Consider the following 13,271-nt stretch of genomic DNA (forward strand, 5'->3'; position numbering starts at 1 on the left):
TCGAAGAAATATGAACCAACTCAATACATTAGCAGAATGAATCGATATAGTTTCATTCAAATTTAAGGGATTTCCGGCGATCTTTCTTTTGATCGTCTGGCTTTTCTCGAAGGGCCTGGCACGTCACGGCTGCTCCATGACGGCGCGGCATTTCCTCCCCGTGCCGGAGAATGCGCCTCCGGTGCGTCGCCATTGCCGAGGAACCCATGTCCATCTTCCGCATGAAGTCGCTTGCCGCAAAGCTCATCCTCATTACAGGCGTGGCCATCGCGCTTGTGATGCTGATCTCCAACCTCTTCCTGATCGACCAAACGCGCGATCGCGTTCAGATGCTGACGATGGACCAAGCCAATCTCGAGGCGAAATCAATTGCCAACGAGATCGCTGCAAATGTAGGCGAGTTGGCGAGCGCCGCGCGCTCGATGTCGGGCGTCGTCGGCCGCGGTCACGAAGGCAAGACCTTCGACCGCAAGGGCATCGTAAACATCCTCAAAGCTAACCTTGAGCAGAATGCTTTTGCCTTCGGAAGCTGGTTCTGTGAACAGCTCGGCGCCTTCGACGGCAAAACAACCGAGATCGCCGATAAGCTCGATGAGGGCACGAACAAGAACGGCGCCTTTACGCCCTATTGGTCGAAGACGAGGGAAGGCGCCATCCAGTTTTCGACCTTCGACAACGATTATGCCGCGGAATGGTGGAAACTTGCGGCCGAAAGCGGCAAGGGCGCCATCACCTCACCCTATCTCGCCGAAGGCACCGATGTTCCAACGCTGCTGACCTCCATCGCCTATCCCGTCATGTCCGGCGGCAAGATGATTGGTGTCGAAGGCGTCGACATCTCGCTCAAATCGCTCACCGACAAACTGCAGGCATTGCATCCCTTCGGTTCGGGTCGCGTCACCCTCGTTGCGCAAAACGGCAACTGGATCGTGGCGCCGACGAAAGAACTGATGTCGAAACCCTATGGCGACGGCGAAGGTGCGGCCGAAGTTAAGACAGCGCTAGCCTCGATGACATCAGGTGTGGTTCGTAACCTCTCCCTTGATGGCTATGAACCTTTCGACCGCGTCGTTTATCCGTTTGCCGTGCCGGATCTTCATGCAACGTGGGTCGTGCTCGTCGATGTTCCCCACAGCGCCATTAACGCACCAGTGCGCGATCAAACCTTCATGATGATCGCCGGTGGCATTGTTGTCCTCGGTGCCGTCATGCTGGCTCTCTATTTTGCCGTCCGCTCTTTCGTGCAAAAGCCTCTTGGCTCGCTCGTTGCGAGTGTCAAAGCGCTTAGCGACGGCAAGTATGAAGAGCCGGTCACCGGTCAGGACCGCGCGGACGAAATCGGTTCCGTCGCCAAAGCCCTCGAAGGATTCCGGTTTGCGCTTGCCGATACGCAACGGCTCGAAGCAGAGGCTGACAATCAGCGCAGGGCCGCCGAAACTGAACGCAACCGTTCTGAAAGCGAGCGGCAGGAGTCGGTCGCGCTGCAGCGCCAGATCGTTTCCATCGTCGGTGCCGGGCTCTCCGAACTATCGCAGGGCAACCTCGGCCATCGCATCACAGAGGCGTTCCCCGGCGAGTACGACAAGCTGAAGCAGGATTTCAACGCTGCGCTTGCCAGCCTTGAAGAGACGATCAACACGATGAACCTCAGCGTCGTGAACATTGGCTCCGGCACCAGCGAAATCAGCAACAGCGCCTCGGATCTTGCCAAGCGCACGGAACAGCAGGCGGCAAGCCTGGAAGAAACCGCCGCCGCGCTCAACGAGCTGACCGCTCAGGTCAATTCGAGTGCCGACAATGCGCGGACGGCCGCCGACAACGTTAATCTCGCCTGCGAAGACGCAGAAAAATCCGGCGAGGTGGTGCAAAAGGCAATCGCCTCCATGCACGGCATCGAGCAGTCATCGACTGAAGTCTCTCGCATCATCGGTGTCATCGATGAAATCGCCTTCCAGACAAACCTCTTGGCGCTCAACGCAGGCGTCGAAGCGGCGCGCGCCGGTGAAGCGGGTAAGGGGTTCGCTGTGGTTGCTCAGGAAGTCCGCGAGCTGGCCCAACGCTCTGCAAATGCAGCCAAGGAAATCAAGACGCTCATCAATACCTCGGCCATCCAGGTCAAGGAAGGCGTCGATCTCGTCGGCCGGGCCGGGGGTACGCTGCATAAGATCGCCGAGCAGGTGATGGGCATCAACGGTCTCATCCGCCAGATCTCAGCCTCCGCAAGTGAGCAAGCGATCGGCCTCAAGGAAATCAACCAGGCCATGAACCAGATGGACCAGGTGACCCAGCAGAATGCGGCAATGGTCGAAGAGGCGACAGCAGCCAGCGTTGCGCTGAACGACGAGGCGCAGACGCTGAAGGCCCTCGTCCTTCGCTTCCGTGTGTCTGGTCAGGGAAATGCCACGGCGCTGCGCTCGGCGGCACAGCAAATGCGCGCCCCTGCAACTCCGGCGCCGACCTACCGTTCTCCGGCTCCCGCGCCGCGCCGAGCTGTGCCACAGGCGCACGGTTCGGCTGCCGTTGCGCAGGACAACTGGGAAGAGTTCTGAGGCAGGGCTCGGCACTGATCAAAAGAGGCGTCCGGACAACCGGGCGCCTCTTTTTATTTTAGACGATCGTCCGCCGCTCAGGCAGCGTTGGATGCTTGCTCTTCGTTGAGGAAGGCATAAATCGCCGATGCGGAATCGGTGGCGCGCAGCTTCGCGACGAGATCGTGATCGCGAAGCACCCGCGCAATGCGCGACAGCGCTTTCAAATGGTCTGCGCCCGCCCCTTCCGGAGCGAGAAGCAGAAACACCAGATCGACCGGCTGGTCGTCAAGCGCTTCGAAATCGACTGGACTTTCCAGCCGCGCAAAGACACCGACAATCGAGCGGGTGCTGGCAAGCTTGCCGTGCGGAATGGCGATACCATTGCCGACACCCGTCGAGCCGAGACGCTCACGCTGCAGAACGACGTCGAAAATTTCCCGCTCGGAAAGGCCGGTGATTTTGGAGGCCTTTGCCGCCAATTCCTGAAGCAACTGTTTCTTCGAATTTACCTTTAGGGCCGGAATGATCGCATCTTGGTGCAGCAGATCTGCCAATGCCATTTCTTTTTCCTTCTGTCGCCGAAACCGGATGATCGGGAGAGCGGCGTCCCCGCCGCTCATCGCCCGGATGTCAGCTCTTGATATTGGCCGCGTCGATCCAGCCAATATTGCCGTCATGCCTGCGGTAAACGATGTTCAAATGTTCCTTGCCCGGGCTACGGAACAGAAGCAGCGGCTCATCCGTCATATCGAGCGCCATCACGGCGGTCGCGACGGACATGGTTTTCAACTGCTTCGTGCTCTCGGCAACAATGACCGGGGCGAAATCGTCGGGAACCTCTTCTTCATGATCCGGGACCGCGTCCATGACCGTATAGGCGACTTCCGCAGACCCATTCAGATGGTTTCCGGCATGATGATCCTTGAGCTTGCGCTTGTAGCGGCGGAGACGCTTTTCGATGCGCTCCGAAGCTGCATCGAATGCGAGCTGCGGGTCCATCGCTTCGCCTGCCGCATGCAACACCACCCCGCTGTCGAGATGAAGCTTGCAATCGGCAGAGAAGCGCGAACTCGATTTCTCCACAATCACCTGACCGGAATAGCCCCCGTCAAAGTATTTCGTGATGGCCATGTCCATTTGGTCCTCGATCCTTTGACGGAACGAGTCCCCAATTTCCATGTGTTTACCGGATACACGCACACTCATCGAGTTTCCCTTCTTATAGTGGTTTGCGGTACCAGTTTACGCCAACGCCACACCTCATCCAAGCACTTCACGTAGACTCAAGCAAGATCGGCTTAAGTCGCGTGCTCCAAGCGCCCTGAGGATGATGGGGATAAGTCCAAACGCTGTTCACAGCGCCAATTGCGGCGGGCTTCTAGCGGTAGACGATCGAAATGTCAACGGGTGCGCCGCGGCGCGAATATGGAAATTCAGTCAAGGGTTGATTTAGCTCGGCTTTAAAAGCCGGCAACCTTCGCCAATGCCCGCTTTTCGCGCCGCCGCTGAACGGAGGACGCGATATTCATCGCCTCGCGGTACTTTGCAACCGTACGGCGAGCCAGATCGATGCCGTCCTTCTTCAGCATATCGACAATGTCATCGTCGGAGAGGACAGCATCCGGGCTTTCCCGCATGATCAGAGAGCGGATCCTGTGGCGAACGGCCTCAGCAGAATGGCTGTCGCCGCCCTCCACCGCGCTGATCGAAACCGTGAAGAAATATTTGAGTTCGAAGAGGCCGCGCGGCGTCAGAATGTACTTATTCGAGGTGACGCGGCTGACGGTCGACTCATGCATCTTGATGGCATCGGCGACCGTCTTCAAATTCAGCGGGCGCAGGTAATCGACGCCATGCATCAGGAAGGCGTCCTGCTGGCGGACGATCTCGCTTGCCACCTTCATGATGGTCTTCGCGCGCTGATCGAGACTGCGCGTGAGCCAGTTGGCGCTCTGAAGGCATTCGGACAAGAATGCGTAATCGCCGCCGTTCTTTGTAACCTTGGCAAAATAGGACTGATTGACGAGCACGCGCGGGAGCGTATCCGGGTTCAGCTCTACCAGCCAACTTCCATCCGATGACAAACGCACGACGACATCCGGCATGATCGCTTCGGAAAAGCTGGTCTCAAAGCCGCTGCCGGGTTTCGGATTCAGCTGGCGAATCTCCGAAAGCATATCAAGCAAGTCTTCCTCGTCCACGCCACAAAGCCGCTTCAGCGTCGCGAAGTCGCGCCGTGCCAGCAATTCGAGGTTGGAAACGAGGGCCTGCATGGCAGGATCGAAGCGATCCTTCTGTTTGAGCTGGATCGACAGGCATTCGGCCAGGGTGCGCGCAAAGACGCCAGGCGGATCGAGGGTCTGCAACTCGGCAAGAACACGTTCGGCGGCCGCAGGATCGGTGCCCAGTCTTTCACCGATGCCGGCGGGGTCGCTCTGCAGATAACCCGCCTCGTCGAGCTGGTCGATTAACTGCTGCGCGATCAGCCGGTCACCTGCATCCGGCAGGATGAATGGAATCTGCTGCGCAAGGTGATCTCTGAGAGAGACCTGGCCGGCAACAAAATCGTCGAGATCGTAATTCCCTCCGTCGCCGCCTCCCGGCATCGACTTCCACTGGCTGATCAGTTCCGGCGCATCGGCCCGCGGCGGCGCCCCATCATCCTGGTAGACGTTCGCATAATTGGCGTCCAACTCCTCACTCAGCTGGCTGGTACTGCGGCCGTTGCCGTTGTCGTACCAGTCTCCGGAAAGTGCGTCGAGGCGGTCATCATCTTCATCGCCCTGGCGGCCGTGCAGTTCATCCTGCACATCGTGATCGCTGCCCGTTTCGGCGTCATCTGACGGAAATTCGAGCAATGGGTTCTTCTCAACTTCCTGCGCAATGAACTGGACAAGCTCGAAGTGCGTCATCTGCAGCAACTGGATGGATTGCATCAGTTGCGGCGTCATCACCAAGGACTGGTTCTGTCGCAGGAAAAGATTGGCAGACAGGGCCATAGCGGACGCGAAACTCCCGTTCAATTCCTCCGGGAAACCGCGTTCGAGAAGAGTTCGGGCCGCGGAAATCCAACTTGGCCCAAAAATTGCTTTTTTATTCTATTTGGTCAAGCGCAAGTATGACAGGAAGGTGAATTTCCGTCGCCTTCGATCCTATCAAAGGCTGAATTTGTCACCAAGATAGAGCCGGCGCACTTCCGGATTGTTGACGATATCGTTCGCGCGGCCATGCGTCAGCACTTCGCCGGCATGGATGATATAGGCTCGATCGATGAGGCCCAGCGTCTCGCGCACATTGTGGTCGGTGATCAAAACGCCGATGCCGCGTGCCGTCAGATGGTGCACGAGGTTCTGGATGTCCGCGACCGAAATGGGATCGACGCCAGCAAAAGGCTCGTCAAGCAGCATGAAGGTCGGATCGGTCGCAAGTGCGCGGGCAATTTCCAGACGCCGGCGCTCACCGCCCGATAACGCGACAGCCGCCGATTTTCGCAGCTTGGCGATATGGAATTCCTCCAGAAGCTCGTCGAGCTTCTTCTCCCGCTCCGTCTTGTCCTTCTCATGCACTTCCAGCACGGCGCGGATATTCTCTTCGACCGTCAGGCCGCGGAAGATCGAGGCCTCCTGCGGCAGGTAGCCGACACCGAGACGCGACCGGCGATACATCGGCATCGTCGTCACGTCATTGCCATCGATCTCGATCGTGCCTTCGTCCACCGGCACGAGACCGGTGATCATATAAAAGCAGGTTGTCTTGCCGGCACCGTTCGGTCCCAGAAGGCCGACAGCTTCGCCGCGCCTAACGACCAGCGAGACGCCGTTGACAACACGCCGTGTGCTATAGGTCTTCGTCAGACCGCGTGCAATCAGCGTGCCGTTGTAACGGCTCTTGTCGCCGCCAGCGGCAGAGTCCGCGCCCGATTGCGGCCCGGCCTTGCCGAACATGGTTGAAAGCGAGAATAATTTCACGTCGGGAGGCCGGTTTCAGTTCTTTTTCTGGGATTTTGGATCAAGCTGAATCTGGACGCGCCCCCCGCAGCTATCCAGTTGCGCCCGTCCGGTCTGCATGTAAACGGTGAGCTGGCAGCCTGTGAAGACATTCGGGCCATCCGACAGTACAACCTTGTCGCCCTTCAGAACGAAAAGCTGCTGTGCCATATCGAAGGAGCCGTTGTCGGCGGTTGCCGTCTGCGTGCCGGAGCTCAAGAAAACCTTATCGGTCACAATGATACGGTCGATGTCGGCATTGCCGGACGAGATCGACGCCGCTCCAGCGTCAGTCTTCGCGCCGGCTGGCTGCGAGTCACCTGCCTTTGCCTTGTAGAAGACCGTCATATGACCGGCCTGCAAGGTCGTCTTCCCCTGGACGACTTTTACGTTGCCGGTGAAGTCGGCCTTGTGCTCCTGATCTTGAATCTCGAGCTTGTCGCTTTCGATCTGGATCGGTTGATTGCTGTCGAGCTTCAGGCCATCCATCTGGCTGGTGGTCGCCTGTGCAAAGGCCGCCCCTGCCACTAGCAGAAGCGCTATCGCGCTGCGGGCAAATGTTACGCCTGACTTACGAATTGAAAAGTGACAATCTATTGTCATGAGTGACCCGGCTGTTAGGTGCCCTGTTTACGGATGACGGATGGATCGACATTCATGCGAACGTTCCCCTCGAATGTGATCACGCGCCCCTTATCCGTCATCTTGAGCGACTGCGCAACAATCGAAGCGCCGTCTTTTTGAATCTCGATAGGGTCGTCCGTTGTCATTTTGCCGCCCTTGATATCGAGCTTGGCAGATTGAAATTTCGCCGTCAGACCGTTGCTCAGCAAAATCGTGAATGGGTCTCTCAGAGCAAGGTTGTCCGTGGATCGATCATAATCGGCCGTGGCAGCCTCGACGCGGGCGATCAGATCATCGCTGACCGGCACCGCAGCCTTGATCGTTTCGAGCGTGATAAGGTTCGGATTCTTGATGTCCTGCAGCGCGCGCTCGGCAAGCATCGAATAGTTGATGCCGTCGGCATTACGGCCGGCGATCGCCGGCTTTTCCATGACGATCTTGCCGTTTTCGATCTTGGCGCCTTCGATCTTGAGGTTCTCGGGCAGGTAAGCCCGGACCATCGAGACCGCAATGAAGACAAGCGAAATGGTGACAGCAGCGATAGGCAGCAATATCTTCAAGCGGCGGACACGTGCAGAATGGAAGAGCGCGGCCGTATAGGCGCTCTGTACGGGCCTGACAAAGGCAGGCTTCCCGCTGCTGTTCAATGTGTTGAGCATTAACATGTCCGTGTCTGTTGGTCGGCAACCCTATATAGGAACTATGCCCGCCAATCACAGATCGTTTCGCATTATTACACTAGCTTGCCAATATGGATTTTTTTCTGCAACTAGCAAATAAGGCATGAAAATGAAGTAAACCGGGATTTCCGAAGGGGAATGCCACCTTATCTGATGCCATGTTGCATGAAGCCGGCGTGCCGGCTCTGGAGGACTTTATGGACAGTTCGACGATCGCTGATCGCCGCAGGCTTCGCCGCAAACTCGGCTTCTGGCGCATTGCGGCGGTGGTACTCTTGGTCGCGCTCGGCTTTGCTCTTTACCAATTCATCGCAGGCGACATCGCCACACAGCGGCCGCACATCGCCCATGTGACGATTTCCGGCCTCATAACCGACGACGACGAGTTGCTTGAGAGGCTGAAGAAGATCGAAGAGAACGACCGGGTCAAAGGCGTCATCGTCTCCATTTCTTCGCCGGGGGGCACGACGTATGGCGGCGAAAAGATATTCAAGGCCATCCGGGCGATTGCTGTGAAGAAGCCGGTCGTCTCCGATGTCCGGACGCTTGCCGCTTCTGCAGGCTATATGATCGCGGCCGCCGGCGACACGATCATTGCCGGCGAAAGCTCGCTCACCGGTTCGATCGGCGTGATCTTTCAGTATCCGCAGATCCAGCCGCTGCTCGACAAGCTCGGCGTCTCGCTGCAGGAGATCAAGTCGTCGCCGCTGAAGGCAGAGCCATCGCCCTTCCATGCTGCCAGTGAAGAGGCGAAAACCATGATCAATAATATGGTCATGGACAGCTACGCCTGGTTCGTCGACCTTGTTGCCGACCGCCGCAAACTGCCGCGCGACGAGGTGCTGAAGCTCGCCGACGGCACTATTTTCACCGGCCGCCAGGCGGCGAAGGTCAAGCTCATCGACCAGGTCGGCGGCGATCCGGAGATCCGCAATTATCTCGCTATGCGGGATGTCGGCAAAAACCTTCCGGTCGTTGACTGGGACAAGACGAGCACCACGCCTTTTCTGCTTGCGGGGGCTGTTTCCAGGCTCGCAGCTCTGCTCGGCTATGGTGATCTCGTGAGGAGCCAGGACATCGAGGGAATTCTGCCACAAAAGTTGCTCCTTGACGGGCTCGTTTCAGTTTGGCAGGTTGGCCGCGATTGATAAGAAATCAATAATTTAAGGGGGCGACCGTGATCAAGTCGGAATTGGTGCAGATCGTTGCCGCGCGCAACCCGCATCTTTATCACCGGGATGTCGAGAATATCGTCAACGCGGTCCTCGACGAGATCACCGATGCGCTCGCAGCGGGCAACCGTGTCGAGCTTCGCGGCTTCGGTGCATTTTCTGTCAAGAACCGCCCTTCGCGCTCCGGCCGCAATCCGCGTACCGGCGACACCGTCTTCGTCGAAGAAAAATGGGTGCCCTTCTTCAAGACCGGCAAGGAGTTGCGCGAGCGGCTGAACCCCGGCCAGCCCAACCACGAGGATTGAGCTTCGTCCGGACCGCGTCGAAACCGCGCTTGAACTTCGCGCGCACCTTTCTATTCTGCTGAGCAGTCATGCGCCGCATCGAAGCGGCGCGACCACGCGTGGAGGCCATGGATGGCGAAGAAGATCATCAACCTTTTGATTTTGCTGCCGCTCGGCATCATTCTCATCGTCTTCTGTGTTGCTAACCGGCAGAGCGTGACGCTGGCATTCAACCCCTTCCGGCCCGACGATCAGGTTCTTGCGCTTTCTGCGCCTTTCTTCGTGTTCATCTTCATCGCGTTGATTATCGGCATGCTGATAGGCTCGGCCGCCACATGGTTCGCCCAGAGCAAACACCGCAAGCGCGCGAAAGTCGAGGCGAAAGAAGCCGTTCGCTGGCAGAGCGAGGCGGATCGGCACAAGAGCCGCGCGGAGGAGATCGCCGGCCAATTGCCCTCCCGCTGATCGAGCATCAGGCAGGAATGAAGCTCAGTTCCTCGTAGTCGCCTTCGGCGGACGTGCCATTGCCAGTGACCACAAAGCCGCGGCCGGCATAGAATGTCTTGGCGCTTCTGTTGTTGACCAAACACTTCAACCGGTATCTACGACGCGGCCACCCCGGCAAAGCCTTCAGCAGCGCGGTACCGACACCCTCCCCCTGCCATTCCTTGCGAATGTAGAGCATGTGGATGAAATCATCCGCGGGCCAGAGTGTCATGAAGCCGGCAATCTCGCCCTCCGGCGCTTCGGCGACCCAGACAATTTCACCCTGCGAATGCGCGAGGAAATCCTCATGGCGAAATTTGCCGGGATCGACCCAAGTAAAGGTCTGCCTGCGCACGTTGAGATAGATATCGCTGAGCTGCCCGTTGTCTGAAGGGCGCGAATTTCTGACTGTGTATTTCATAGATGCGACTTAGAATAGGCCGAAGACCGTGCCAAGCCTGGAGCCGCTATTGCGCAGCCTTTTCGCTGACGACCGTATTGAAATCCGAGAAGAACTGCTGCGCAAGCTTTTGCGAGGTCGAATCCACCAGCCGCGCTCCAAGCTGGGCAAGCTTGCCGCCGACATGTGCTTTGACCGCATATTGCAGCACTGTCTCGGCACCTTCCGCCGTCAAGGTGACGTCGGCCCCGCCCTTGGCAAAGCCTGCTACGCCGCCCTTTCCCTCACCCGAGATCGTGTAGCTCTCAGGCGCGTTGACATTTGTCAGTGTCACCTCACCGTTGAAGGTCGCCGAAACGGGGCCGATCTTGACCTTGACGACCGCCGCAAGCTCGGTTGGCGACTTCATCTCCAGGCTTTGACAGCCGGGGATGCATCGCTTCAAGACTTCTGGATCATTCAAGGCTATCCACACCGCATCGCGCGGTGCATTGATACGTTCCTCGCCAGTCATGTCCATACGAAACCCTCCCGTTCCATTTCTCCAAACTATCACAGCCGGAAAGCACTTTGCCAAGGTGGCAGGGGAATGCTATTTGCACGGGCTCCATCAAACTTAAGACGCGGAAAACACGTTGAGACAGAAAGAGCGCCGGCCGAGCCATAAGCTGCAGCCTGCCGGCTCCCCTGGCAATCGCCGTAATGACGAGCACTCGAGCCGCCCGCCAAAAGCGGTTAAACCTCTAGCCGCACGGGAGACCGCGCGAGAGGCAGCCGCGCCTGCTGCAAGCGAGCGGCCGTTGAAGAACCGCGCCGGCGACCGTCCTCATGAGCGCGTTCCTGTTATTCTGGAATCCCTCGGCGCAGGCGATTTTCACCTCATCGACAGCGGCAACGGCCTGAAGCTCGAACAATACGGCCCCTATCGCATCGTCCGACCCGAGGGTCAGGCGCTCTGGCAACCATCGCTGGCAGCCCATGTCTGGGAAAAGGCCGACGCGATCTTTACCGGCGATACGGACGAGGAAGGCACTGGCCGCTGGCGCTTTCCGAAGGAGGCGCTTGGCGAGACCTGGCCATTGAACCTCTTGGACGTAGATTTTTACGGGCGTTTCACGTCCTTCCGCCACGTAGGCGTCTTTCCCGAGCAGATCGTCCACTGGAGCTGGATGAAGGAGCGGGTCGAGGCGGCCGGGCGGCCGCTGAAGGTGCTGAACCTCTTCGGCTATACCGGCGTTGCATCGCTGGTTGCGGCAGCGGCCGGCGCGGAAGTCACCCATGTCGACGCCTCCAAGAAGGCGATCGGCTGGGCGCGTGAAAATCAGGCGCTTGGCCGCATGGAAAAGCTGCCGATCCGGTGGATTTGCGAAGACGCGATGAAGTTCATCCTCCGCGAGGAACGCCGCGGCAACACCTACGACATCATCCTCACCGATCCGCCCAAATTCGGCCGCGGCCCGAACGGCGAGGTCTGGCATCTCTTCGAACACCTGCCATTGATGCTCGATGTCTGCCGCGATATCCTGTCACCGCAGGCGCTCGGCCTGGTGCTGACCGCCTATTCCATCCGTGCAAGCTTCTATTCGATCCACGAATTAATGCGAGAGACGATGCGCGGCGCAGGCGGCGTAGTGGAATCCGGCGAGCTCGTGATTCGCGAGGCGGGCCTTGACGGCAAGACGAAGGGCCGCGCGCTATCGACCTCCCTCTTCTCCCGCTGGGTGCCGAAATGAGCCATGAAAATCGGGGCCACGGCCCGCATAAGGTCGGACATGTGAAAGAGGTTACCTCGCTTGCCAATCCGATCATCAAGGACATCAAGGCGCTGACCAACAAGAAGTCGCGCGAGGAGAGCGGCACCTTCATGGCGGAGGGCCTGAAACTGGTGATCGACGCGATCGAGCTCGGCTGGACGATCCGCACGCTGGTTTATGCCAAGGCCGCCAAGGGCAAACCGCTGGTCGAGCAGATGGCGGCAAAAACCGTTGCGTCCGGCGGCCTCGTTCTCGAAGTCAGTGAAAAGGTCATTTCCTCGGTCACGCGGCGGGACAATCCGCAGATGGTGGTCGGCATTTTCGAGAGCCGCTGGAAGCCGCTGAAGGACATTCGCCCGAAGGATGGAGAGACCTGGATTGCTCTGGACCGTGTGCGCGATCCCGGCAATCTCGGTACGATCATCCGCACGGCGGATGCCGCAGGCGCCTCCGGAGTTATCCTCGTCGGGGAAACGACCGACCCGTTTTCCCTTGAAACCGTGCGCGCCACGATGGGCTCCGTCTTCGCCGTGCCCGTCGCCAAGACGACGCCTGAGGAATTCATCAGCTGGAAGAAATCTGCCGGCGTGTCCGTCGTCGCCACGCACCTTGCAGGCTCCGTCGATTACCGCACGATCGATTACAAAAAGAAGCCAGTCGTTCTCCTGATGGGCAACGAGCAGTCCGGCCTGCCGGATCAGCTGGCCAAGGAGGCCGATGCACTTGCGCGTATCCCGCAGCAGGGACGCGCGGACTCCCTCAATCTCGCCGTCGCCAGTGGCGTGATGCTTTTCGAAGCGCGCCGCCATCTCCTTTCACTTTCCGAGGGCAAATGATCGAAAAGATGCTTGACCGTCCGGCGCTCTTCTCGCGCCCGGCGCCGATCCTGATCTTCATTCTCATCGCAGTCGTCATCGACCAGGTCGTCAAGATCGCGGTCGATCGCTATTTGCCGCTTCAGGAAGCCGTGCCGGTGATCCCAATGCTGGCGCTCTACCGCACCTACAATCTGGGCGTCGCCTTTTCGATGCTGTCGGGCATGGACGGCTGGTTCATCGTCGGCATGCGGCTCGTTATCGTGGCCTTCGTTCTCTGGCTCTGGCATCGGACCTCGAAGGACCGTTGGATTGCGCATATCGGTTTTGCGCTGATCATCGCCGGTGCGCTCGGCAATCTGATCGACCGCTTCCTCTACGGCCACGTCATCGACTACATTCTCTTCCACACCGAAAGCTGGTCCTTCGCCGTCTTCAATCTCGCCGACAGCTTCATCACGGTCGGTGCCGGCTGCGTCATTCTCGATGAGCTTCTGCAGCCGAAAAAGACGGAAAGCTAAAATCTTACGCTTTTCCTG

General features: G+C 58.5%; 15 protein-coding genes. 7 read left to right on the top strand and 8 right to left on the bottom strand.

Annotated features, from left to right (window positions below; all coding sequences use genetic code 11):
- Window positions 1-206 precede the first annotated feature (206 nt).
- Entirely contained in the window at window positions 207-2,549 is a 2,343-nt protein-coding gene (locus BN1800_RS10265; RefSeq protein ID WP_086997018.1) for a methyl-accepting chemotaxis protein, read from the top strand.
- Window positions 2,550-2,626: 77 nt separating this feature from the next.
- Here BN1800_RS10265 and ptsN read toward each other — a convergent pair whose 3' ends face one another.
- The 6 genes from ptsN to lptC form a co-directional block, all read right to left on the bottom strand.
- On the bottom strand, window positions 2,627-3,091 hold the full coding sequence (gene ptsN / locus BN1800_RS10270; RefSeq protein ID WP_027510792.1) for a PTS IIA-like nitrogen regulatory protein PtsN: 465 nt from the start codon (window positions 3,089-3,091) through the stop codon (window positions 2,627-2,629).
- Between the two features lie 70 nt (window positions 3,092-3,161).
- Window positions 3,162-3,737: a ribosome hibernation-promoting factor, HPF/YfiA family gene (hpf, locus tag BN1800_RS10275; protein WP_027510793.1), complete on the bottom strand. Its 576-nt coding sequence runs from the start codon at window positions 3,735-3,737 to the stop codon at window positions 3,162-3,164.
- 254 nt (window positions 3,738-3,991) lie between these two features.
- Window positions 3,992-5,530: an RNA polymerase factor sigma-54 gene (rpoN, locus tag BN1800_RS10280; protein ID WP_086997020.1), complete on the bottom strand. Its 1,539-nt coding sequence runs from the start codon at window positions 5,528-5,530 to the stop codon at window positions 3,992-3,994.
- Between the two features lie 156 nt (window positions 5,531-5,686).
- Window positions 5,687-6,475: an LPS export ABC transporter ATP-binding protein gene (gene lptB, locus BN1800_RS10290; protein WP_027510795.1), complete on the bottom strand. Its 789-nt coding sequence runs from the start codon at window positions 6,473-6,475 to the stop codon at window positions 5,687-5,689.
- Between the two features lie 39 nt (window positions 6,476-6,514).
- The gene (locus tag BN1800_RS10295) at window positions 6,515-7,120 is read right to left on the bottom strand and encodes an LptA/OstA family protein (RefSeq protein ID WP_027510796.1); all 606 of its coding nucleotides are present in this window, start codon (window positions 7,118-7,120) and stop codon (window positions 6,515-6,517) included.
- Window positions 7,121-7,134: 14 nt separating this feature from the next.
- The gene (gene lptC, locus BN1800_RS10300; protein WP_027510797.1) at window positions 7,135-7,800 is read right to left on the bottom strand and encodes an LPS export ABC transporter periplasmic protein LptC; all 666 of its coding nucleotides are present in this window, start codon (window positions 7,798-7,800) and stop codon (window positions 7,135-7,137) included.
- Between the two features lie 218 nt (window positions 7,801-8,018).
- Between lptC and sppA the strand changes: the two genes are divergently transcribed.
- The 3 genes from sppA (at window position 8,019) to BN1800_RS10315 (ending at window position 9,742) form a co-directional block, all read left to right on the top strand.
- Window positions 8,019-8,969: a signal peptide peptidase SppA gene (sppA, locus tag BN1800_RS10305; RefSeq protein WP_086997023.1), complete on the top strand. Its 951-nt coding sequence runs from the start codon at window positions 8,019-8,021 to the stop codon at window positions 8,967-8,969.
- 29 nt (window positions 8,970-8,998) lie between these two features.
- Window positions 8,999-9,298, top strand: coding sequence for an integration host factor subunit beta (locus BN1800_RS10310; protein WP_086997026.1), 300 nt, complete (start codon window positions 8,999-9,001; stop codon window positions 9,296-9,298).
- 111 nt (window positions 9,299-9,409) lie between these two features.
- Entirely contained in the window at window positions 9,410-9,742 is a 333-nt protein-coding gene (locus BN1800_RS10315; protein ID WP_027510800.1) for a LapA family protein, read from the top strand.
- Between the two features lie 7 nt (window positions 9,743-9,749).
- On the opposite strand, the gene BN1800_RS10320 is transcribed toward BN1800_RS10315, so the two are convergent.
- A complete protein-coding gene (locus BN1800_RS10320; RefSeq protein WP_086997029.1) occupies window positions 9,750-10,184 on the bottom strand; it encodes a GNAT family N-acetyltransferase in 435 nt (144 codons plus the stop codon).
- A 46-nt stretch (window positions 10,185-10,230) separates the two neighbouring features.
- Window positions 10,231-10,683, bottom strand: a complete 453-nt coding sequence (locus tag BN1800_RS10325) for an SRPBCC family protein (RefSeq protein ID WP_086997032.1) — start codon at window positions 10,681-10,683, stop codon at window positions 10,231-10,233.
- Between the two features lie 115 nt (window positions 10,684-10,798).
- Between BN1800_RS10325 and BN1800_RS10330 the strand changes: the two genes are divergently transcribed.
- The 3 genes from BN1800_RS10330 to lspA are packed head-to-tail and all read left to right on the top strand — an operon-like array spanning window position 10,799 to window position 13,253.
- Complete coding sequence (locus BN1800_RS10330; RefSeq protein WP_086997035.1) at window positions 10,799-11,896, top strand: class I SAM-dependent methyltransferase; 1,098 nt, start codon at window positions 10,799-10,801, stop codon at window positions 11,894-11,896.
- Window positions 11,893-12,753, top strand: a complete 861-nt coding sequence (locus BN1800_RS10335) for a TrmH family RNA methyltransferase (protein WP_086997039.1) — start codon at window positions 11,893-11,895, stop codon at window positions 12,751-12,753. The genes BN1800_RS10330 and BN1800_RS10335 overlap by 4 nt, the downstream gene beginning before the upstream one ends.
- A complete protein-coding gene (gene lspA, locus BN1800_RS10340; RefSeq protein WP_027510805.1) occupies window positions 12,750-13,253 on the top strand; it encodes a signal peptidase II in 504 nt (167 codons plus the stop codon). Before BN1800_RS10335 ends, lspA begins: the two co-directional genes overlap by 4 nt.
- The last annotated feature ends 18 nt before the right edge of the window (window positions 13,254-13,271 follow it).

The organism is Rhizobium sullae (assembly GCF_900169785.1).
Taxonomy (GTDB): domain Bacteria; phylum Pseudomonadota; class Alphaproteobacteria; order Rhizobiales; family Rhizobiaceae; genus Rhizobium; species Rhizobium sullae.

What these genes read in the sequence shown, in the direction of transcription:
- BN1800_RS10335 (WP_086997039.1), top strand. Translation starts at nt 11,893, where the DNA reads ATGAGCCATGAAAATCGGGGCCACGGCCCGCATAAGGTCGGACATGTG.
- lptB (WP_027510795.1), bottom strand. Translation starts at nt 6,475, where the DNA reads ATGTTCGGCAAGGCCGGGCCGCAATCGGGCGCGGACTCTGCCGCTGGC.
- BN1800_RS10295 (WP_027510796.1), bottom strand. Translation starts at nt 7,120, where the DNA reads ATGACAATAGATTGTCACTTTTCAATTCGTAAGTCAGGCGTAACATTT.
- BN1800_RS10320 (WP_086997029.1), bottom strand. Translation starts at nt 10,184, where the DNA reads ATGAAATACACAGTCAGAAATTCGCGCCCTTCAGACAACGGGCAGCTC.
- sppA (WP_086997023.1), top strand. Translation starts at nt 8,019, where the DNA reads ATGGACAGTTCGACGATCGCTGATCGCCGCAGGCTTCGCCGCAAACTC.
- BN1800_RS10265 (WP_086997018.1), top strand. Translation starts at nt 207, where the DNA reads ATGTCCATCTTCCGCATGAAGTCGCTTGCCGCAAAGCTCATCCTCATT.
- lspA (WP_027510805.1), top strand. Translation starts at nt 12,750, where the DNA reads ATGATCGAAAAGATGCTTGACCGTCCGGCGCTCTTCTCGCGCCCGGCG.
- rpoN (WP_086997020.1), bottom strand. Translation starts at nt 5,530, where the DNA reads ATGGCCCTGTCTGCCAATCTTTTCCTGCGACAGAACCAGTCCTTGGTG.
- lptC (WP_027510797.1), bottom strand. Translation starts at nt 7,800, where the DNA reads ATGCTCAACACATTGAACAGCAGCGGGAAGCCTGCCTTTGTCAGGCCC.
- hpf (WP_027510793.1), bottom strand. Translation starts at nt 3,737, where the DNA reads ATGAGTGTGCGTGTATCCGGTAAACACATGGAAATTGGGGACTCGTTC.
- BN1800_RS10315 (WP_027510800.1), top strand. Translation starts at nt 9,410, where the DNA reads ATGGCGAAGAAGATCATCAACCTTTTGATTTTGCTGCCGCTCGGCATC.
- ptsN (WP_027510792.1), bottom strand. Translation starts at nt 3,091, where the DNA reads ATGGCATTGGCAGATCTGCTGCACCAAGATGCGATCATTCCGGCCCTA.
- BN1800_RS10325 (WP_086997032.1), bottom strand. Translation starts at nt 10,683, where the DNA reads ATGGACATGACTGGCGAGGAACGTATCAATGCACCGCGCGATGCGGTG.